Source organism: Acidovorax sp. Root70 (genome assembly GCF_001428225.1).
GTDB lineage: Bacteria > Pseudomonadota > Gammaproteobacteria > Burkholderiales > Burkholderiaceae_C > Acidovorax.
In genome coordinates this window covers 238,163-259,619 of sequence record NZ_LMHQ01000012.1, presented here as the reverse complement: position 1 = coordinate 259,619, position 21,457 = coordinate 238,163, and the positions used below count along the sequence as shown (strand labels likewise).

The window sequence follows — 21,457 nt, the reverse complement described above, 5'->3', positions numbered from 1 at the left end:
GGATGCTGGGAACTTCGGTACAACCCCTGGCTTCTCTCCATGCGCCCCTGACCACCCCTGCAGACAGAAAAGGACGATCTCTCCCCATGACCACAACCCCCGGCGCCCTGGCCGCCACCGACATTGGCGCCCTGTTGGCACAGCACCCCGTAGGCTGGTGGATGGCAGGCGTGCTGGTTTTCGCTTTGCTGGGCGCCGTGGCGTTGACCGGTCTGCGCAGCCTGCGACAACACGCGGGCGCACCGCTGGGTCGCGTGTTTCCAGCGCAAGCGCGCTGGGTGCTGGTGGCAGCCATGGCCGTCTCGGCGTGCGCTCTGGTGATGGCCGGTGCCGCCATGGCTGAGCTGGCGGAGAGCGGGCGCGCCCAGGGCACGTGGGGTGCGCTGGACGATGCCCTGGCCGCTGGCCTGCAAGCGCAGGCATCGGCCGCCGTGCTGCGGTGGTTTGCCGCCCTTACCCACCTGGGCGACACGTGGGTGCAGACCACTCTGGCACTGGGCGTGGCCGCCGCGCTGTGGCTGCGTCGGCACCGCCTGCTGGCCACCGGCTGGCTGGTGGCGATGGCTGGCAACGGCGCGCTGACCAAGGTGCTGAAAAACCTGTTCGAGCGCGTGCGGCCCGAGCACACGCACGGCATTGCGGAGGCCAGCGGCTACAGCTTTCCCAGCGGGCACAGCAGCGCATCGATGGTGGCCTATGCCATGCTGGCCTACTTGGCCACGCGTCTGTTGCCGCGCGCCTGGCACCTGCCGGCAGCGGTGCTGGCCGGTGCGCTGATCTTCACCACCGGCTGGAGCCGCGTGGTGCTGCACGTGCACTACGCCAGTGATGTGCTGGCGGGCTGGCTGCTGGGCGGCACGTGGATGGTGTGCACGGTGCTGATCATGGAGAGTGTGTCGCGCTGGCGCAGCCCAGCCCTCGGCGCTGTGGCGCAACAGCCATGAGCCGTCAGATGGCGACGAGGTTGCGAATGCCCTTGGCTTCCATCTCCGAGCCCGGCCCGCGTGCGATGACCTCGCCGCGCTCCATCACCAGGTACTCATCGGCCAGCTCCTGCGCAAAGTCGTAGTACTGCTCGCACAGCAGGATGGCCATCTCACCCTGGTCGGCCAGCATGCGGATCACGCGACCGATGTCCTTGATGATGCTGGGCTGGATGCCCTCGGTGGGCTCGTCCAGGATCAGCAATCGCGGGCCGGGCGCCAGTGCACGCGCAATGGCCAGCTGCTGTTGTTGCCCGCCCGACAGGTCACCGCCCCGGCGCTTGAGCATTTGCTTGAGCACGGGGAACAGCTCGTACAGGTGCGGCGGCACGGGGGTGGAGCCGCTTTTGTAGGCCAGCCCCATGCGCAGGTTTTCTTCCACGGTGAGGCGGCCGAAGATTTCGCGGCCTTGGGGCACAAAGCCGATGCCGGCGCGCGCCCGGTCGTAGGGCGTGGCTTTGTCAATGGCTTTGCCGTCGAACTGGATGGAGCCGCTCTTGATGGGCACCAGGCCCATCAGGCTTTTGAGCAGCGTGGTCTTGCCAACGCCGTTGCGGCCGAGCAGCACGGTGACCTTGCCCGGGGTGGCGGTGAGGCTCACGTCGCGCAGGATGTGGGAGCCGCCGTAGTACTGGTTGATGTTCTGGACGGTGAGCATGGTGACTTGGAGTGTTTTGGGCCACTAGCGCTAGTTCAATATGCGCTGGCAGCTATATTTTTGATAGTGAATACCTTCACCGGCCGAGGTACACCTCGATCACGCGCTCGTCGGCCTGCACCTGGTCGAGCGTGCCTTCGGCCAGCACCGAGCCATCGCACAGCACCGTCACTTTTTCGGAGATGGTGTGGATGAAACCCATGTCGTGCTCCACCACCATGAGCGAATGTTTGCCCTTGAGCGTGAGAAACAGCTCGGCGGTGCGCGCGGTTTCTTCGTCCGTCATGCCCGCCACCGGTTCGTCCAGCAGCAGCAGCTTGGGGTCCTGCATCAGCAGCATGCCAATCTCCAGCCACTGCTTTTGCCCGTGGCTCAGGTTGCCCGACTGGCGTGTGACGCTGTCGGCCAAGTGAATGGTGTGCAGGATTTCGGCCAGGCGATCCGACTGCGCGGAGTCGAGCCGGAAGAACATGCTGGACTTCACGCCCTTGTGGGTCTTGAGCGCCAGCTCCAGGTTCTCGAACACGCTGAGCTGCTCGAACACCGTGGGCTTTTGAAACTTGCGGCCAATGCCCAGGCTGGCGATCTCCGGCTCGTTGTGGCGCAGCAGGTCAATCGTGGAGCCGAAGAACACCGTGCCTTTGTCGGGCCGCGTCTTGCCGGTGATGATGTCCATCATCGTCGTCTTGCCCGCGCCGTTGGGGCCGATGATGCAACGCAGCTCGCCCGGGGCGATGTCCAGGCTCAGGCCGTTGATGGCCTTGAAGCCGTCAAAGCTTACGTGCACATCCTCCAGGTACAGGATGCGGCCATGGGTCACATCCACCTCGCCCGGCACCGCCACGCGTGAGAAGCCTGCCGCGCGGCCGCCCGACTCGGTCTGGCCCAGCACAGCGGGCGCCAGCGTCTTTTGCAGCCGCCGCGCGCCTTCTTCCATCAGATCGGGCGTCATTGCGCAGCTCCCTTCGTGGTTGTCATTTTTGCTTTGAGCTTCTTGACCAGGCCCACCACGCCATCGGGCAGGAACAGCGTCACGGCAATGAACAGTGCGCCCAGAAAGTACAGCCAGAACTCCGGCGCCGTCACCGTGAGCCAGCTCTTGGCGCCGTTGACGATGAACGCACCCACGACGGGCCCGAGGAGCGTGGCGCGGCCGCCCACGGCCGCCCACACGGCGATCTCGATGGAGTTGGCAGCACTCATCTCACCCGGGTTGATGATGCCGACCTGGGGCACATACAGCGCGCCCGCCACGCCGCACATCATGGCGCTGATGGTCCAGATGGTGAGCTTGTAGGGCAGCGGCGAGTAGCCCGAGAACATCACGCGACTCTCTGCATCGCGCACGGCCTGCAGCACGCGGCCGAATTTGCTGCGCACCATCCAGCGGGCCAAAAGGAAGAAGCCCAGCAACGTGATGCCTGTCAGCACAAACAGCGTCATGCGCATGTTCTGCGTGGCAATCGGTGTGCCCAGGATGCGCTTGAAGTCGGTAAACCCGTTGTTGCCGCCAAAGCCGGTTTCGTTGCGGAAGAACAGCAGCATGGCCGCGTACGTCATGGCCTGCGTGATGATGGAGAAGTACACGCCCTTGATGCGGGAGCGGAAGGCGAAGTAGCCGAACACAAACGCAATCACGCCCGGCACGGCCACGATGAGAACCAGCGTGGCGATGAAGCTATCAGACAGCGCCCAGTGCCAGGGCAGTTCCTTCCAGTCGAGGAACACCATGAAGTCCGGCAGGTCGCTCTTGTAGTTGCCGTCGCGGCCGATCTGGCGCATGAGGTACATGCCCATCACGTAGCCACCCAGGGCAAAGAACAGGCCGTGGCCCAGGCTCAGGATGCCGGTGTAGCCCCAGATCAGGTCCATGGCCAGCGCGCAGATGGCGTAGCACATGATCTTGCCGAGCAGCGCCACGGCGTAGTCCGACAGGTGGAACACACTGCCTGCGGGCACCCACAGGTTGAGCACGGGGGCGACAGCGCACACCACGATGAGCGCCACGATGAAGGCCGACCAGCCGCCGCGCGTGAGCAGCGGCGCCGGTGCAGGCAGTTGGAGGTGGGGAGAGGTTGGCGTAGTCATGATCTGTCGTCTCTGGTGCTTCAGTCGGCCGTACGCCCTTTGACCGCGAAGATGCCTTGGGGCCGCTTCTGGATGAAGATGATGATGAACACCAGCACCGCAATCTTGGCCAGCACGGCGCCCGCCCAGCCTTCGAGGAACTTGTTCAAAATGCCCAGGCCCAGCGCGGCATACACCGTGCCCGCCAGCTGACCCACGCCGCCCAGCACCACCACCATGAAGGCATCGACGATGTAGCTCTGGCCCAGGTCGGGCCCCACATTGCCCACCTGGCTCAGCGCGCAACCGGCCAGGCCCGCAATGCCCGAGCCCAGCGCAAAGGCCATGGTGTCGATGCGCGCGGTGTTCACGCCCATGCACGAGGCAATGGGGCGGTTTTGCGTGACGCCACGCACAAACAGGCCCAGGCGCGTGCGGCCAATCAGGTAGCCCATGCCCAGCAGCACGGCGATGGCAAAGCCGATGATGACGAGGCGGTTGTAGGGCAGCGTGAGGTTCGAGAGCACCTGCACGCCGCCGCTCATCCACGCGGGGTTTTCCACGCCCACGTTCTGCGCGCCAAAAATCGTGCGCACCAGCTGCATCAGCACCAGACTGATGCCCCAGGTGGCGAGCAATGTCTCCAGCGGGCGGCCGTACAGAAAACGCAGCACGCCGCGCTCCAGCACCGCGCCCACAGCGGCCGAGGCGCCAAACGCCAGCGGCAGCGCTGCGACCAGGTACCAGTCGAACGCGCCCGGAAAATACTTTTGAAAGATGCCCTGCACCACATAGGTGGCGTAGGCGCCGATCATCATCAGCTCGCCATGGGCCATGTTGATCACGCCCATGAGGCCGTAGGTGATGGCCAGGCCCAAAGCGACCAGCAGCAGGATGGAGCCCAGGCTGATGCCCGAGAACGCAGCGCCTAGGCGTTCGCCCCAGGCCAGCTGGCCTTCCATGGCGCGCAGGGCGGCCTGCAGCGCAGCCTTGACCTTGGGGTCTTCTTCGACCGTGACGCGTTCGTTGAGCAGCAGCCGCGTATCGGGTGTGGCGCTGAGCGACAGTGCCTGGGCTGCCGCAATGCGTTGTGCGGGGTCGTCGCTGCCCAGCAGCGTGGCGGCGCGCGCCAGCTCCAGCTGGGTCTTGATCTTGTCGTTGGTCTCCTGCGCCAGTGCCTTGTCGAGCAGGGGCAGTCGGCCCGCATCAGGCTCCTTAGTCAGCGCCTTGGCGGCAGCCATGCGCTGGGTTTCGTCCTTGCCAAACAGCGCCAGGCCCGCCAGGGCCGTGTCGATCTCGCCGCGCATGCGGTTGTTGTTGATGATGTCTTCAGCATCGGCGGGCACAGGAACCTCGGCGCCAGTGACAGGGTCGATGCCCTTGTCATCGCGCACGATCAGCGCCTTTCCGCCGGCCACCTTCACCGCGTCGTCGGCCAGCGCCTGCAAGAAGGCAGCGGTGCGTTCGCTGGGCTCCACCACGGCCTGCTGCACGGCGGCCACGCGGTCGTCGGTTTCGCCGGCGGCCATGGCCAAGGCCTGTTCGGTGGTGAGTGCTTGTGCCTGCGCAGTTGCGTAAAGCAAGAGGCAGGCAATGAGGCGAGGTATGAAAGAGAAATTCATGGAGGGGCCAGTCGGTCAATATGCAAAGGCCCATGCAGAGGGCAGGGCCTAGACCAGGGCCCCCGCGCAAGGGCCGCCCCGCCGCGCTGGGGGCGTCCCCCTCCCACGCGCAGCGTGAGAGAGGGGGAAGCGGCGCAGCCGCTCAGGGGGAGATCACTTCTTCTCGGGCTCGTCCTTCTTCTTGTCGTTGCCTTCGATGTAGGGCGACCATGGCTTGGCCTTCACAGGGCCAGGGGTCTTCCACACCACGTTGAACTGACCATCGGCCTTGATCTCGCCGATGAACACACTCTTGTGCAGGTGGTGGTTCTTCTCGTCCATCTTGCTCACGATGCCCGACGGTGCCTTGAAGGTCTGGCCGGCCATGGCGGCAATCACCTTGTCCACGTCCGTGCTCTTGGCCTTTTCAACCGCTTGCTTCCACATGTTGATGCCGATGTAGGTGGCTTCCATCGGGTCGTTGGTGAGCGGCTTGTCTTTGTGACCCGCGATGCCCTTGGCCTTGGCGTAGTCGCTCCACTTCTTGATGAACTCGGTGTTGGCCGGGCTCTTGATGGACTGGAAGTAGTTCCAGGCGGCCAGGTGGCCGACCAGCGGCTTGGTGTCCACGCCGCGCAGCTCTTCCTCGCCCACCGAGAAGGCGACCACAGGCACGTCCTTGGCCTTCAGGCCTGCGTTGCCCAGTTCCTTGTAGAAGGGCACGTTGGAGTCACCGTTGATGGTGGAGACCACAGCCGTCTTGCCGCCCTGGCTGAACTTCTTGATGTCGGCCACGATGGTCTGGTAATCGCTGTGGCCGAACGGGGTGTACTTTTCATCGATGTCCGAATCCTTCACGCCCTTGCTCTTGAGGTAGGCGCGCAGGATCTTGTTGGTGGTGCGGGGGTAGACGTAGTCGGTGCCCAGCAGCACCCAGCGCTTGGCACTGCCGCCGTCCTTGCTCATCAGGTAGTCCACTGCAGGGATGGCCTGCTGGTTGGGCGCGGCACCGGTGTAGAACACGTTCTTGGACAGTTCTTCACCCTCGTACTGCACGGGGTAGAACAGCAGGCCGTTCATTTCTTCCACGACGGGCAGCACCGACTTGCGCGACACGCTGGTCCAGCAGCCGAAGATCACCGAGACCTTGTCCTGGCCCAGCAGCTGTTTGGTCTTTTCAGCGAACAGGGGCCAGTTGGAGGCAGGGTCCACCACCACGGGTTCGAGCTTCTTGCCCAGCACGCCGCCCTTGGCATTGATCTCGTCGATCGCCATGAGCACGGTGTCTTTCAGCACAGTCTCAGAGATGGCCATGGTGCCCGACAGGCTGTGCAGGATGCCGACCTTGATCGTGTCCTGGGCGTGGGCTGGCAGCGCAGACAGGCCAGCGAGCGTAGCGACGGCCGCGAGGGCCTTGAGGGAATAACGACGTTGCATGTGTGCTTCTCCGGTGGTGGTTTCAGTCTGGGAATCAATCAAACCGCTTCGCCCGGCGGGCCCCGGTGGGGAGCCGCATTGGATCGGGCGATGGAATGGATTCTGGAGAGCAGGGCCGGTTGGCGAAATACGCCGGGTGGCGTACACGCCAGCGCCGCCGTTGAAGGATGCAGCCTGCAAGCAACGCCTGTGTCGGGTAGGCGAAACGCTATTCATTTAATAGCTATTAGGGCATACCCAATGAGCACTAGCAGCCAAAAACACTCACAATCTCCGCACCCACAGCGCTCTGTGGGAAATGCCCTGCCCCTCTACGATGGCGGCCACAGCCCACGCTCAGCCACAAAGGACCCGACCCATGGTGAAACGACGCACAGTGCTGCTTGGCGGCGCCGCAACGGCCGGCGCGCTGGTCATCGGCTGGGGTGTGGTGCCCCCGCGCCAGCGGCTGCACACCGCGCACCCCCTGCCCCAAGGCACGGGCCAGGTGGCACTCAATGGCTGGCTCAAGGTAGCGGCCGACAACACGGTGACGGTGATGATGGCCAAGTCCGAAATGGGCCAGGGCGCGCACACCGGCCTGGCGGCCATCCTGGCCGAGGAGCTGGATGCCGACTGGGCCCAGGTGCGGCTGGAGATGGCGCCCATCGACGACATCTACAACAACCTGGCCACGGTGGTGGACGGCCTGCCATTCCACCCCGACAACGACGGCTCCATCAAGGCCGTGGCGGGCTGGCTGACGGCCAAAACCATGCGCGAGGTGGGTGTGATGATGACGGGCGGCTCCAGCAGCATCAAGGACCTGTGGCACCCCATGCGCGAGGCCGGTGCCCACGCCCGCGCCATGCTCATCAATGCAGCCGCCGTGCAATGGAAGGTGCAGGCCGCCGAATGCAAGGCCAACGCCGGCGTGGTGGAACACGCGGCAGGCCAGCGCGCCACGTTTGGCGAACTGGCAGCACTGGCGGCGCAGCAGCCGCCACCGGGCAAGGTCACGCTCAAGGAGCCTGCTGAATTCAAGCTGATCGGCAAGCCCCTTACCCGCATCGAGGCGCCCTCCAAGCTTGACGGTACGGCAGTGTTTGGCATCGACGCCCGCCCGCCCGGCCTGCTGCACGCCAGCGTGGTGATGTGCCCCACGCGGGGCGGCAAGGTGGCCCAGTTCGATGGCGCAGCTGCGCAAAAGATGCTTGGGGTGAAGCAGGTGCTGGCCGTCGCGCCGTACCACGGCGGCACCGGCGGCGTGGCTGTGATTGCCGACACGCCCTGGCACGCCAAGAAGGCCGCCGCCGCGGTCACCGTGCAGTGGGACCACGGCCCCGCCGCGACGCTGTCGAGCGCCGCCGTCATGACGCAGCTGACCCAGGCGCTGGACCAGGCCCAGGGATTTGGCTACCACAGCGTGGGCGATGTGGACCAGGCCCTGCAAGGCGCAGCGACCACCTTCACGGCCGACTACCGCGCGCCCTATTTGGCCCACGCCACCATGGAGCCGATCAACTGCACGGTGCAGTTCAAGGACGGCGCGGCCAGCGTGTGGACATCCACCCAGGTGCCGGGCCTGGCGCGCATGGCGGCCGCCAAGGCCCTGGGCATCGACGAAGACAAGGTGACCGTGCACCAGCTGCTGCTGGGCGGTGGCTTTGGCCGGCGGCTGGAGGTGGACTACGTAGCCCAGGCCGCCGCCATTGCCAAGGCTGCTGGGGGCGCACCGGTGCAGACGCTGTGGTCCCGCGAGCAGGACATGCAGCACGACTTCTACCGCCCCGCCTGCGTAGCGCGGTTCAAGGCCGGGCTGGACGCACAGGGCCAGCTGGTGGCCTGGCACAACGTGTCGGCCGGCCAGGCCATCGTGCCGCAGGTGCTGGCCCGCACCTTTGGCCTGCCAGGCGCCGGGCCGGACAAGACCGCGTCCGAAGGCGCGTTCGACCAGCCCTACGAGTGGCCCCACGCACGCATCGCCCACGAGATCATCGACCTGCCGCTGCCCGTGGGCTTCTGGCGCTCGGTGGGGCATTCGCACCAGGCGTTTTTCAAAGAGAGTTTTGTGGACGAAGCGGCCCACGCCGTCAAGAAGGACCCGGTGGCCTTCCGTGCAGCCCTGCTGCAAAAACACCCGCGCCACCTGAAGGTGCTGCAAAAGGCGGCCGAGCTGGCCGGTTGGGGCCAGCCCTTGCCGCCGGATGCGTCGGGCGTGCAGCGGGCGCGCGGCGTGGCGCTGCACCAGTCGTTTGGCTCCATCGTGGCGCAGGTGGCCGAGGTGTCGGTGGGTGCCGACAAGGCCATCCGCGTGCACCGCGTGGTGTGCGTGATCGACTGCGGCGCGGCCATCAACCCCAACCTGATTGCCCAGCAGATGGAAAGCGCCGTGGTCTACGGCCTCACGGCGGCGCTGTGGGGCGAAGTGACGATCAAAGACGGCCAGGTGCAGCAGAGCAACCTGCACGACTACCCCCTGCTGCGCATGGCCGACTGCCCCCGCGTGGAGACCCACATCATGACCAGCGCCGAGCCCCCCGAGGGCGTGGGCGAGTCCGGCGTGCCGCCCATCGCACCCGCCGTGGCCAACGCCTTGTTTGCCCTGACCGGCCAGCGCCTGCGCGCGCTGCCGCTCAAGCTCAGCTGACCCGACGCACCGGAGCCCCCATGACCACGACCCTGAACCTCAACGGCCAACCCGTCGCTGTCAATGCCGAACCCGACACGCCCCTGCTGTGGGTGCTGCGCGGCGAGCTGCAGATGAACGGCACCAAGTTTGGCTGCGGCATGGCGCTGTGTGGCGCCTGCACCGTGCACCTGAACGGCAAGCCGGTGCGCGCATGCATCACGCCCCTGTCGGCCGTGGGCAATGCCCAGGTCACCACCATCGAGGGCCTGCAGGGCCCCGAAGCCACCGCGCTGCGCACGGCGTGGACGGCGGTGGATGTGGCGCAATGCGGGTACTGCCAGAGCGGGCAGCTGATGTCAGCCTGCGCGCTGCTGAAGAAAACCCCGCAGCCGACTGATGCCGACATCGATACGGCCATGTCTGGCAATACCTGCCGCTGCGGCACCTACCCGCGCATCCGGGCGGCCATCCACCAGGCGGCGGGGAACAAGGCCGCCTGAATTACTGCACATTTCATAGCAACAACGCCAATCAGAATAGGCGCTTCCTGGGTATTTAACATCCAGTACGCACACCAGGCCAGGCAACGCCACCCCGCCACCGGCCGATTCACCCAGTCTTCAGTTCAACCGCGCTCCACCGGTGTCGTCCTGCGGGTCGCGGGCCCACCGCGCGGGCATGGCATCGCCGCATGGCTCCTCGGCGCAGTACACCGCGTTGCGCCCGGTCTGCTTGGCGCGGTACAAGGCCAGGTCCGCCTGGTTCAGCAGCGCTTCAAAACCCGCGCAAGCGCCCTCGCGCCATGTGGTCACGCCAATGCTCACGGTGACCGACACCGTGCCCCCCGCGTCATTGACGGGCACCTGCAGCGCCGCCACGTCGCGCCGCAGCGATTCGGCCACATGCAGGGCGCTGGCACCGTCGGTCTCGGGCAGCACGATGACGAATTCTTCGCCGCCAAAGCGCGCCACGATGTCCACGCCACTGCGCTTGCGCGCGGCGCAGGCGTGGGCCACCGCGCAGATCACGCGGTCGCCAGCCAGGTGCCCCCAGGCGTCGTTGACGGCCTTGAACAGGTCGATGTCCACCACCAGCAGCGACAGCGGGTGTTCAAACCGCTCGGAGCGTTTGCACTCGTTGGCGCCCAGCTCCATCAGCGTGCGGCGGTTGGCCAGGCCCGTCAGCGCATCGTTGGCAGCCAGCCGCTCCAGGGCCGCGTTCAACGTCTGCAGCAACTGGTTCTGCTCGACCAGCTGGCGGTTGATCTGGGCGATCTCGTCTTCCTTCTGCTTGCGGTCGTGGATGTTGAAGGTGACCCCGATCAGGCGCTTGCCGGGCGTGGCGCTGCTGCGGTCCATGATGCGGCCGTAGTTGGCAAACCAGATCCACTCGCCAGCTTTGGAGCGCAGCCGGAACTCGGCGCGGTACTGCGGCGTGACGCCCTGCACATGGTCTGCCACGGCCTGGCGCACGATGTCCAGGTCGCCGGGGTGGAACAGGCCATAGATGTCCTGCACGCCCGACACGATTTCGTCCTCGGTAAAGCCCAGCTCCAGAAAGGTCTTGGTCGCCTTGTGGGTGACCTGGCCGGTGACCAGGTCGTTTTCCCACAGGTCCAGCCCGGCGGCTTCCAGCACCAGTTCCAGCCGCTCGCGGTTCAGGTCTTCTTTGTCACCCATGGTGCCGTGTCTTCACAACCGTGTACGTCAACGGGCCCTTGGTGGGGCCATCCCCAGGCGTGCCGGGCAGGCGCTGGTGGTGGGAGGCACGATACCCCACCCCCGCAGGTTGTCAACCGGGCGCGCTCAACCTTCTGGGCGGCCCCGTGGCCACCCTGCCACTACCGGGGAAAGCACGCAGATACAGCGCAGCGCCTTCGCCTATGCTGTGTGCAGCGGTTATGCTGGCCCCAGCAACCTTATCCAAGACACCATGAGCACCCCCGACAAATCCACCGTCTACGGCACCGAAGACCTTTTGATCAGCCTGTGCAACTCCGTCACCCGCGTGCTGGGCGTGGCCACGCACAGCCAGATCCACTACTCCGGCATGGTGCAGCGCATCAGCAAAACCTGCCTGCGGCCCGAAATCGGCTGCTTTGTGCTGTTCGACGGCGGCTTCTCGGGGCTGGTGATCATCAACTTCAGCGGCCAGGCGGCCATGGAGCTGTATGCCAACTACCTGCTGAACATGGGCATGTCCAAGGACGACCTGGTCAGTTCGTACACGTCCGACGAGGTCAGCAACGTGATGGGCGAGCTCATGAACCAGGTAGTGGGCGACTTCACCGGCAAGGTGCGGCGCGAGCTGCAGACCCACATCACGCAGAACCAGCCCAAGATGCTGGTGCTGAACAAGCAGGTGCAGCTGTCGGTGGACGCCAACCTCGACAAGCCCGAGGCCCGGCGCGTGACCTTCTACACCAGCAACAACAACATCTTCTACCTGGAACTCGCCATCGACCGCACCGAGTTCATCAAGCTCTACGACTTCGAAGCGCAGGAGGCGCCCGACCCCGATGCGCTCATGGCCCAGTCGCAGGCTGCCCCGCCCGTGCCCGCCCCGCCGCCTGTCGGCCAGGACGATACGGACGAACTGCTCAAATCGCTGGGGATGTAGAGAAACTACAAAAATGATAGCTGCCAGCGCATGATGCACTGGCGCTTGCGGCCGTTTTTACATCAAAACCCAAGCCAGACGCTCCTGCGGCGCAGGGCGTGGCCCGCTCACCGGGCTTGTCCTACACCCGCCGTCACAATGCACTGACCGCTTCGCCAGGTCACGGGTCTAAGCTAAAAAGCCCCCCGTCGAACCGAAAGGAGCCCCCATGCCACGCGCAGCCTGGAGCGCTAAACGCGAGCGCCAGTACGAACACATCAAGGACAGCCTGCTAGAACGCGGAGAGAGCGAAAGCACCGCTGAAGAGATTGCCGCGCGCACCGTGAACAAGGAGCGGGCGCAACACGGCGAAGCCCGCACGGCCAACCCCAAGACCCTGAAAGCCACGCCAGCGCCGGTGCGCGGCGGCAAAAACTCGCACCGCGGCCCGCAGGGCCGCACGCGCGAGCAGCTGTACGAAGACGCCAAGCGCGTGAACATCCGGGGCAGGTCCCGGATGAACAAGCAGGAGCTGGAGCAGGCCCTGGCGCGATGACCCAGGCGCGCACCTGGCGCCCCCTCACTGCCAGCCGTAGCGCCGCACGTACCAGCGCTTCATCACGGTCGTCAGCACCACATAGCCCGCTAGGATGCCCACGAGCCACGGAAAGTAAGCCAGTGGCAGCGCCTGCAGCTTGAAGTGCCCGGCCAGCGGCCCCATCGGGATGAAGATGCCCACCGCCATGATGAGCACCGTGGCCGTGAGCAGCGGCACCGAGGCCACGCTCTGCACAAACGGCAGCTTGGGCGTGCGGATCATGTGCACGATCAGCGTCTGCGTGAGCAGCCCCACCACAAACCAGCCCGACTGGAACAGGGTCTGCGCGCCCTCGTTGTTGGCGCCGAACACATGCCACATGACCGCAAAGGTGGTGATGTCGAACACCGAGCTGATGGGCCCGAAGAACACCATGAAGCGACCAATATCGCCGGGGTTCCATTGCAGCGGGTTGCGGATGAGCTCCTCGTCCACGTTGTCGAACGGGATGGCGATCTGCGACAGGTCGTACAGCAGGTTCTGCACCAGCAGGTGCAGCGGCAGCATGGGCAAGAAGGGCAAGAACGCGCTGGCCACCAGCACCGAGAACACGTTGCCGAAGTTGGAGCTGGCCGTCATGCGGATGTACTTGAGCATGTTGCTGAAGGTCTTGCGGCCTTCCATCACGCCCTCTTCCAGCACCATCAGGCTTTTCTCCAGCAGGATGATGTCGGCCGCCTCCTTGGCAATGTCCACCGCGCTGTCCACGCTGATGCCGATATCGGCCGCGCGCAGCGCGGGGGCGTCGTTGATGCCGTCGCCCATGAAGCCCACCACATGGCCGCCCGCGCGCAGCGCGCGCACCAGCCGCTCCTTGTGCAGCGGCGATAGCTTGGCAAACACGTTGTGGGTGTCGGCGGCGTGCGCCAGCGCGGCGTCGTCCATGGCGTCCACGTCCTTGCCCAGCAGCACGCCCTGCACGGCCAGGCCCACCTCGCGGCAGACCTTGAGCGTCACCAGCTCGTTGTCGCCGGTCAGCACCTTCACCGCCACGCCGTGCGCGGCCAGCGCCCTGAGCGCGGGGGCGGTGGATTCCTTCGGTGGGTCCAGAAACGCCACGTAGCCGATCAGCGTGAGGCCCGATTCATCGGCCACGCCGTACACGGTCTGGTGGGGCGGCGTCTCCTTCATGGCCACGGCCACCACGCGCAGGCCCTCGTTGTTCAGGCCGCGCGTCACCTCCAGCACCCGTGCGCGCAGGGTGGCGTCCAGCGGCAGGTCTTGCACGCCGGTGTCTTCCACCACGCGCACCTGGGTGCACACGTCCAGCATCTCTTCCACCGCGCCCTTGCAGATCAGCTCGTGGTGGTCGTTGCGCTCGCTGACGATGACCGACATGCGCCGGCGCACGAAGTCGAACGGCACCTCATCGACCTTGCGGTAGTCCTGCGCCAGGCGCAGGTCGGTCTGCAGCTCCACATGCTCCAGCACGGCGTGGTCCAGCAGGTTCTTGAGGCCGCTCTGGTAGTGGCTGTTGAGGTAGGCAAAGGCCAGCACCTCGTCGCTGTTGTGGCCAAACACGTCGGTGTGGCGCTCCAGAAAGATCTTGTCCTGCGTGAGCGTGCCGGTCTTGTCGGTGCACAGCACGTCCATCGCGCCGAAGTTCTGGATCGCATCCAGCCGCTTGACCACCACCTTCTTGCGCGACAGCAGCACGGCCCCCTTGGCCAGCGTGCTGGTCACGATCATGGGCAGCATCTCGGGCGTGAGGCCCACGGCCACCGACAGGGCAAACAAAAAGGCCTGCAACCAGTCGCCCTTGGTAAAGCCGTTGACCACCAGCACGATGGGCACCATGACGAGTGCAAAGCGGATCAACAGCCAGCTCACGCTGTTGACACCTGCCTGGAACGCGGTGGGCGTGCGGTCGGTGGCCGTGACGCGCGTGGCCAGCGTGCCAAAGTAGGTGTGGTTGCCCGTGGCCACCACCAGCGCCGTGGCCGAGCCCGAGACCACATTGGTGCCCATGAACAGCAGGTTGGTCGCGTCCAGCGCGCTGGTGCCGGGCTGGCTGCGCTCGGCAAATTTTTCGACCGGCAGCGATTCGCCCGTCATGGCCGACTGGCTCACGAACAGGTCCTTGGCCGTGAGCACGCGGCAGTCCGACGGGATCATGTCGCCCGCCGACAGCACGATGTGGTCGCCCGGCACCAGCTGGTGGATGGGCAGCTCGCGCGGCGTGGCTGCGCCACCCGTGTCGCTGCGGCGCAGCACTGTGGCGGTGTTGCTGACCAGCGATTTGAGGCGCTCAGCCGCGCGGTTGGAGCGGCCCTCCTGCACAAACCGCAGCAGCGTGGAGAGCACCACCATCGCCAGGATCACGATGGTAGCCTCGTGATCCTCGGTGAGGTACGAGATCAGTGCCAGCACCGTGAGCAGCACGTTGAACGGATTCTTGTAGCAGTGCCACAGGTGCAGCCAGGCGGGCAGCGGCTTTTCGTGCTCCACCTCGTTGGGGCCGTGCTGGGCCAGGGCGGCCGCAGCCTGGGCGTCGCTCAGGCCTGCAGGGTCGGACTGCAGGCGCTCGATCAGTGCGGGCAGCTCATCACTGGCGGCGCGTTGCAGTTCGCGGCTGAGCAGGTCGGGCGAGGTGGCGGGGGTGGGCGCGCGGCCCAGCGTGAGCGTGTCCAGAATCAGCCGCCGCGCAAAGTGGCGGGTGACATGGCGGGTGTGCAGAAAGCGGTCGAACAGGTGGTGCAGGAAGCTCATGGCGGTCTCCCTAGCAGCCAACGCTGGCGGCGTTGCGCGTTACGGGCTGTGGTGCCGTGTGCGCAGAAATGTGGATGAAACGGAACATGGTGAGTCACTCCTTCTGGCCCGCAACGGCCAGAGGATGCGGCTCACGCGGTCACGCAAGCCATCGCCTCCGGCCCAGGGCCCGGTATGCAAAGTTCAAGGGGGGTGGTGTGGGGTGGCGCTTCAGAGCGCCAGCGCGGGTCTGGGTCCATGGGGCCTCCTGGGGGGGTGGATGCGATGCAGGGCCGGTCGTGGCCGGGTTCAGGGCTGCCGCGCGCGGCGGTGCGATGCGCGTGCTGGTGGCTGGCTGTGCAGATAGCAGCGAATGCGGTGCGTGGGCCACAGCGTGGCGCCATCCAGGTCGGCCACGGCTTGCAGGCTGTCAGCCGCCGCACGGGCCGGGCCCTGCGCGCCAGGGGGCAGCTGTGCCCCTGGCTCAGCGCTGGCAGCGCCAGGCGCCACCGCACGCTGGAAAAGGCTGGGCAGGTCTACAACAAAAAAACGCATGGCCGTCGTCCTTGGCAGGCAGGACGGAGCACACAGACGCAGAGATATGCCGGGAGGCGCCGTCACGGCACGCGGGCAACGCCCCAGCGAAGGGGGCATGGCCTGTGCAGACGGCACAGATGCAACGAAGCGGCAAGACGGGAGAGCCACCCACACCACCATGGCCAAAACGGCCAAAGCTGCCCCAATGGGCACACAGGTACAACAGGGGCTGGGAGGGACGGGGCCGGGGCTTGCACAAGGCAACCCACGGCCCGGGAGCGGGCGTCAGGAGGCCTGGCAGGCAGCAGCCGTCACGGCTTGCTGGGTTTCACTGCAACAACTGGCACTTTCCACGCTGGGGCTCCGGAAATGAAGGTGCGCGATTATTGCGCTGCAACATGGCTGGGTCAACGTGTTTTTTGTGCCTCCCGGGCGGTGGTCAGCCCTCGAACTGGGGATGCAGCTGCCGGATACGGTTCATGGCCATGGCCGCCGCTGCGGTGCGGGTTTCCACGCCCAGCTTGGTAAACACGCGTTCCAGGTGCTTTTTGACCGTGGCGGGGCTGGCCCCCAGGATGTCGCCGATGTCGCGGTTGATCTTGCCCTTGAGCACCCAGTACAGCACTTCGGCCTCGCGCGCGGTGAGCCGGAAGGCCAGGCCCATGGATTCGATGATCTTCGCGTCGGACACCTCGCGCATCACGATGAGCCAGTCACCACCGCCCGCGCTGTCACCGGCCTGCTGGTGCAGGCGGAAGGTGAGGCGGCGCGCGCCCTGCTCCACCGCCAGGCGCGGAGGCTCGGCCAGCGATGCGGCCAGCAGTTCGGCCGCGTTGTCGGCCAGTACATGGCGGCGCAGCCAAGCCTGCACCGGCTCGGGTGCCCAGTGGCCGAAGGCCGTGGGCGTGCCGTCCGGGCCCACTTCGCCGAAGTAGCTTTGCAGCAGCTCGCGCGCCAGCGGGGTCTGCCACACGATGCGGCCATCCACTGCGCGCACGGTGATGCTGGCGTAGCCAAAGGCATCGAGCGCGTTGCGCGCCTCGCGCGCCTGGCGAGCGTCCTGCCGGGCCTTGCGGGCTGCGCCCAGGTGCACGCTCATGCGGGCCATCACCTCGCGTGGCTTGATGGGCTTGGTGACGTAGTCTACGCCGCCCGCCTCCAGCGCGGCTACCAGGTGCTCGGTCTCGGTGAGGCCGGTCATGAAGATGATGGGGATGTGCGCCGTGGCGGGCGATGCCTTGAGGCGCCGGGCGACTTCAAAGCCGTCCATGCCCGGCATCATGGCGTCGAGCAACACAATGTCGGGCAGGGCCTGGGCCGCACGCTGCAGCGCCGCCTCGCCGTGCATGGCCACCAGCACGGTGTAGCCCGATTCATCCAGCGCGTCGTGCAGTACGGCCAGGTTGTCGGGCACGTCATCCACGATCAGCACCACGTCGCTGTCGCTGCGGTCCAGCGCGCTCGCAGGTGCTGTGGGGGGGTGAGAGGGAAAGGGGTTGGCAGTGGTCATCACGAGGGTGCCTGCTCCAGGATCTGGCCCATGGCATCGAACTGGAATTGCTTGGCCAGCTGCCGCATGGTGCTGACAAAAGCGCTGTGCGCAGGCTGGCTTCGTTCAATGTCGTCCAGCGTGTTGAGAATGCCCCGGTAGTAGCCCAAGGACACCGCCTGTGCCAAAGCCACCAGCGCAGCGGTATCGGGGTAAGTGAGGGGCACGGACGCATGAGACCCCAGCGCGGGTTCAGTCCCGGCGAGCGCTCCGGAGGCCTCGTCGTATTGCCACTGCAGGCCCAGGCGGCGCTCCAGCCAGTCCAGCAGCTCGCTGTGGCGCACGGGTTTGACGATGAAGTCTTCGGGGCGGATGTCCACGTCGTTGTCGAGCGCTTTGTCGAAAGCATTGGCGGAGACGATGGCACAGTGGAGGTCTTCGAGGTGCATCTGCCGCACGCGCCGCAGCGTTTCCCAGCCATCGATGCCCGGCATGGCCAGGTCCATGAAGACCACGTGCGGCCGGTACCCGGTAGACAGCAAGTCCAGCGCATCGTGGCCGCTCGCGGCCTGGCGCAGCTCGAAGCCCAGGGGTTCGAGCAGTTGCACCAGCAGCTCGCGGTCGGGCTCCTCGTTGTCCACCACCAGAATGCGGCGGCGCTCGCCCGCGTACCCCTTGCGCTGGCGTTGGCCGTGTGCGGCCCGCGCCGCCGGCGCTGCGACCTTGCCCGACGCATCGCCATGCACTTCGGGCAGGAACAGCTTGACGTGGAACACCGAACCCACGCCCGGGGTGCTGCTCACCGTCAGCTCGCCGCCCATGAGCGCAGTGAGCATCTTGGCAATGGTCAGGCCCAGGCCCGCACCCGGTGCGGCAGCGGTACCGCCACCGCCCGATCCGCCGCGCGCGAAGGGCTCGAAGATGCGCTCGATCTCCTCGGCCGTGAGGCCCGGCCCCGTGTCCTGCACCTCGATACGGGCCATCTCGCGCGCATAGCGCACGCGCAGGGTGACGGTGCCCTGCGCCGTGAACTTGACCGCATTGCCCAGCAGGTTGATGAGGATCTGGCGCAGGCGCTTGTCGTCGGCACGCACCACTTCCGGAATCACCCCCTGCACATCGAAGGCGAACGCCAGGCCCTTGGCGGCGGCCTGCAGCTCGAACAGGCTGGCCATCTCGTGCAGGCCGTCGGCAAAGCGCATGGGCGCTACATCCAGCGTGAGCTTGCCCGACTCGATGCGCGCGATGTCCAGCGTGCCTTCAATCAGCGACAACAAATGTTCGCCCCCGCGCCGGATCACGTGCACCGCCTGCTTGCGGTGCGGTGGCACGCCCGCGTCCTCACCCATCAGTTGTGCGTAGCCCAGGATGGAGTTGAGCGGGGTGCGGATCTCGTGGCTGATGGCGCTGATGTAGCGGCTCTTGGCCTGGTTGGCCTGGTCGGCGCGCAAGCGGGCTTCCTCGGCCTGCTGCTGCGCGGCCTCGGCCACGCTGCGCGCCGTCTGCAGAGCTTCGTCGGTCTGGCGGTGCAGCTCGATCTCGCGCACCAGCAGGCCCGTCTGGCGGTTGGATTCTTCCTGCGCCACCTGGCGGCTCTTGTGCGCCAGCACCAGCCACCAGGCCACGATGCCCGAGATGACCAACAGCGCGAGATAGGCCTTTAGCAGGCCCGAGCGCAGCGCCACTTCAGGGGCAGCCATCACCTCGGTGTCGGTGGCGGCCTGGGCAATGGTGTTGAGCTCCTGGTGGTACAGCAGCCCCATCACCGAAGCCAGCAGCGGTGCAATCACCAGCATCAGCAGCAGGAAGTGGCCCAGGCCCGTGTCCAAGTAGCGCCACGTGGCGCGCGGCAGCACCCAGCGCAGCGCGGCCGACCACTGCACCGCCATGCTCGCGTGCGGCTTGCACAGGTCGCCGCAACGCGCATCCAGCGTGCAGCACAGCGAGCAGATGGCGCCCCGGTAGGCGGGGCACTGGGCCATGTCGGGCGCTTCGTACTCGCGCTCGCAGATCACGCAACGCTGCACGGTGGTGCGCCGGTAGCTGCCTATTTCCGTCCCCAGCCCCCCTTCGGCATTGCGGCGCAGCGGGCCATGCAGGGGCACTGCCACCACGTCGGCCAGCGCAGCGGGCTCAGACTGGCGCGCGATGTAATAGCGCCCCCCGGTGGCCCAGGCGATCAGCGGGGCAGTGACAAAAGCCACGGCCATCGCAATCACGGCCGAGAATGCCTGCGGCAGCGGGCCGAACAACCCCAGGTGCGCACTGATGGACAAAATGGACGCGAGTGCCATCGAACCCACGCCCACGGGGTTGATGTCGTACAGGTGCGCCCGCTTGAACTCGATGCCCTTGGGCGACAGGCCCAGTGGCTTGTTGATGACGAGGTCGGCCACCACCGACATGATCCAGGCGATGGCGATGTTGGAGTACAGCCCCAGCACCTCGCCCATGGCGCGGAACACGTTCATCTCCATCAGCATGAAGGCGATCAACGTGTTGAACACCACCCACACCACCCGCCCCGGGTGGCTGTGCGTGAGGCGCGAGAAGAAGTTGGACCACGCGAGCGAGCCCGCATAGGCATTGGTCACGTTGATCTTGAGCTGCGAGATCACCACAAACAACGCCGTGGCCGCCACCGCCCAGCCATAGTTGGGGAACACGTATTCATACGCGGCCAGGTACATCTGGTTCGGGTCCACCGCGCGGTCGGCCGGCACCATGTGGGTGAGCGCCAGATAGGCCAGCAGCGCACCGCCCAGCATCTTGAGCACGCCCAGCACCACCCAGCCCGGCCCGCCCACCAGCACGCCCAGCCACCAGCGCCCGCGCGTGTCGGGTGTGCGGGCGGGCATGAAGCGCAGGTAGTCGGCCTGCTCCCCCATCTGGGTGATGAGCGCAATGCCCACCGTGAGAGCTGCACCAAACAAGGGCAATTGGAACGTGGCGCCGCGCGCCAATTCACCACCGTAGTGCACCACCCCAGAAAACGCACCAGAATCGCGCACCAGCACGTACACAAACGGCACCACCAGCATCACCAGCCACAGCGGCTGCGTCCACACCTGCAGGCGGCTGATGGCTGACACGCCGTGGGTGACCAGCGGAATCACCACAATGGCGCAGATCAGGTACCCCCAGGTGGGCGGAATGTCGAGCGCCAACTCCAGCGCATAGGCCATCACGGCGGCTTCGAGCGCAAAGAAGATGAAGGTGAAGCTCGCGTAGATCAGCGAGGTGAGCGTGGAGCCGATGTAGCCAAAGCCCGCGCCGCGCGTGAGCAGGTCCATGTCCACCCCGTAGCGGGCGGCGTACACGCTGATGGGCAGCCCCGCCAGGAAGATGATGAGCCCCGTGGCCACGATGGCCCAGAAGGCGTTGATGAAGCCGTACTGCACCAGCAGCGTTGCGCCCACAGCTTCGAGGATCAGGAAGGATGCCGCGCCGAACGCCGTGTTGGCCACGCGCCACTCGGACCACTTGCGAAAGCGCTGGGGGGTGTAGCGCAGCGCGTAGTCCTCCATGGTCTCGGTGGCCACCCAGCTGTTGTAGTCGCGCCGAACCTTGACCACCTGCTGCGGCGCCTGCGCGTCGGCATCCGGCCCTGGCACAGGGGCCGAAGTGGCGTCGGGCGGGGCAAGGGAGGCGATGGAGGGGGGCATGGGCAAAGGGTGGCGGCAGCCCTTGCAAGTGCAGTTTCCATGCCACGGGTCGCCTGCACGTCCAGCGCACCTTCGCCCTCTGGCGTATGGCGGGCACGGGGCTTGCTGCCTATGATGAATCCGCTGTCCTCCTGACCGCCCGACCAGGACAGCCTGCCGCACGAGCCCAACCCTCCCTACACAAAGCACAACGACATGGAACTGACCCCTCGTGAGAAAGACAAGCTACTGATCTTCACCGCCGCCCTGCTGGCCGAGCGCCGCAAGGCCCGGGGACTGAAGCTCAACTACCCCGAGGCCGTGGCCCTGATCAGCGCCGCCGTGATGGAAGGCGCCCGCGACGGCAAGACCGTGGCGCAGCTCATGAGCGAAGGCCGCACCGTGCTGACCCGCGCGGATGTGATGGAAGGCATCCCCGAGATGATTCCGGACATCCAGGTCGAGGCCACCTTCCCCGACGGCACCAAGCTCGTCACCGTGCACCAGCCGATCGTCTGACCCCTTCTATCCCCCTCTTCTCTCTGT

General features: G+C 66.2%; 16 protein-coding genes. 6 read left to right on the top strand and 10 right to left on the bottom strand.

Going from position 1 to position 21,457, the window contains the following annotated elements; all coding sequences use genetic code 11:
• The first annotated feature begins 86 nt into the window (after nucleotides 1-86).
• A complete protein-coding gene (locus ASD94_RS08805; protein ID WP_056641440.1) occupies nucleotides 87-944 on the top strand; it encodes a phosphatase PAP2 family protein in 858 nt (285 codons plus the stop codon).
• A 4-nt stretch (nucleotides 945-948) separates the two neighbouring features.
• Here the strand turns inward: ASD94_RS08805 and urtE are convergent, their stop codons facing one another.
• The 5 genes from urtE to urtA all read right to left on the bottom strand — a co-directional run bounded on the left by urtE (nucleotide 949) and on the right by urtA (nucleotide 6,746).
• Entirely contained in the window at nucleotides 949-1,641 is a 693-nt protein-coding gene (urtE, locus tag ASD94_RS08800; protein ID WP_056641437.1) for an urea ABC transporter ATP-binding subunit UrtE, read from the bottom strand.
• Nucleotides 1,642-1,717: 76 nt separating this feature from the next.
• Nucleotides 1,718-2,593 (bottom strand): urea ABC transporter ATP-binding protein UrtD, encoded by an 876-nt coding sequence (gene urtD / locus ASD94_RS08795; protein WP_056641435.1) that lies wholly within the window; start codon nucleotides 2,591-2,593, stop codon nucleotides 1,718-1,720.
• Nucleotides 2,590-3,729 carry an urea ABC transporter permease subunit UrtC gene (urtC, locus tag ASD94_RS08790; protein ID WP_056641431.1) on the bottom strand — a complete coding sequence of 380 codons (1,140 nt, stop codon included), beginning with the start codon at nucleotides 3,727-3,729 and terminating at the stop codon, nucleotides 2,590-2,592. The genes urtD and urtC overlap by 4 nt, the downstream gene beginning before the upstream one ends.
• A gap of 20 nt (nucleotides 3,730-3,749) precedes the next feature.
• Entirely contained in the window at nucleotides 3,750-5,330 is a 1,581-nt protein-coding gene (urtB, locus tag ASD94_RS08785) for an urea ABC transporter permease subunit UrtB (RefSeq protein ID WP_056641428.1), read from the bottom strand.
• 153 nt (nucleotides 5,331-5,483) lie between these two features.
• Complete coding sequence (gene urtA / locus ASD94_RS08780; RefSeq protein WP_056641426.1) at nucleotides 5,484-6,746, bottom strand: urea ABC transporter substrate-binding protein; 1,263 nt, start codon at nucleotides 6,744-6,746, stop codon at nucleotides 5,484-5,486.
• Between the two features lie 358 nt (nucleotides 6,747-7,104).
• On the opposite strand from urtA, the gene ASD94_RS08775 reads away from it, so the two are divergent.
• Nucleotides 7,105-9,375 (top strand): xanthine dehydrogenase family protein molybdopterin-binding subunit, encoded by a 2,271-nt coding sequence (locus ASD94_RS08775; RefSeq protein ID WP_056641421.1) that lies wholly within the window; start codon nucleotides 7,105-7,107, stop codon nucleotides 9,373-9,375.
• 20 nt (nucleotides 9,376-9,395) lie between these two features.
• On the top strand, nucleotides 9,396-9,857 hold the full coding sequence (locus ASD94_RS08770) for a (2Fe-2S)-binding protein (protein ID WP_056641418.1): 462 nt from the start codon (nucleotides 9,396-9,398) through the stop codon (nucleotides 9,855-9,857).
• A gap of 120 nt (nucleotides 9,858-9,977) precedes the next feature.
• On the opposite strand, the gene ASD94_RS08765 is transcribed toward ASD94_RS08770, so the two are convergent.
• Nucleotides 9,978-11,036: a sensor domain-containing diguanylate cyclase gene (locus ASD94_RS08765; RefSeq protein WP_082576809.1), complete on the bottom strand. Its 1,059-nt coding sequence runs from the start codon at nucleotides 11,034-11,036 to the stop codon at nucleotides 9,978-9,980.
• Between the two features lie 253 nt (nucleotides 11,037-11,289).
• Here ASD94_RS08765 and ASD94_RS08760 point away from each other — a divergent pair, with 253 nt between their 5' ends.
• Both ASD94_RS08760 and ASD94_RS08755 read left to right on the top strand, forming a co-directional pair.
• Nucleotides 11,290-11,976, top strand: coding sequence for a DUF3334 family protein (locus ASD94_RS08760; RefSeq protein ID WP_056641414.1), 687 nt, complete (start codon nucleotides 11,290-11,292; stop codon nucleotides 11,974-11,976).
• A gap of 208 nt (nucleotides 11,977-12,184) precedes the next feature.
• On the top strand, nucleotides 12,185-12,511 hold the full coding sequence (locus ASD94_RS08755; RefSeq protein WP_056641411.1) for a hypothetical protein: 327 nt from the start codon (nucleotides 12,185-12,187) through the stop codon (nucleotides 12,509-12,511).
• A 24-nt stretch (nucleotides 12,512-12,535) separates the two neighbouring features.
• On the opposite strand, the gene mgtA is transcribed toward ASD94_RS08755, so the two are convergent.
• The 4 genes from mgtA to ASD94_RS08735 form a co-directional block, all read right to left on the bottom strand.
• On the bottom strand, nucleotides 12,536-15,262 hold the full coding sequence (mgtA, locus tag ASD94_RS08750) for a magnesium-translocating P-type ATPase (protein WP_056641407.1): 2,727 nt from the start codon (nucleotides 15,260-15,262) through the stop codon (nucleotides 12,536-12,538).
• Between the two features lie 288 nt (nucleotides 15,263-15,550).
• Nucleotides 15,551-15,796, bottom strand: coding sequence for a hypothetical protein (locus ASD94_RS08745; RefSeq protein WP_056641404.1), 246 nt, complete (start codon nucleotides 15,794-15,796; stop codon nucleotides 15,551-15,553).
• A 421-nt stretch (nucleotides 15,797-16,217) separates the two neighbouring features.
• Nucleotides 16,218-17,288, bottom strand: a complete 1,071-nt coding sequence (locus tag ASD94_RS08740) for a response regulator (RefSeq protein WP_056641403.1) — start codon at nucleotides 17,286-17,288, stop codon at nucleotides 16,218-16,220.
• The gene (locus ASD94_RS08735) at nucleotides 17,288-20,932 is read right to left on the bottom strand and encodes an ATP-binding protein (protein WP_056641400.1); all 3,645 of its coding nucleotides are present in this window, start codon (nucleotides 20,930-20,932) and stop codon (nucleotides 17,288-17,290) included. Before ASD94_RS08735 ends, ASD94_RS08740 begins: the two co-directional genes overlap by 1 nt.
• A gap of 195 nt (nucleotides 20,933-21,127) precedes the next feature.
• Between ASD94_RS08735 and ASD94_RS08730 the strand changes: the two genes are divergently transcribed.
• Nucleotides 21,128-21,430: an urease subunit gamma gene (locus ASD94_RS08730; RefSeq protein ID WP_015012806.1), complete on the top strand. Its 303-nt coding sequence runs from the start codon at nucleotides 21,128-21,130 to the stop codon at nucleotides 21,428-21,430.
• The last annotated feature ends 27 nt before the right edge of the window (nucleotides 21,431-21,457 follow it).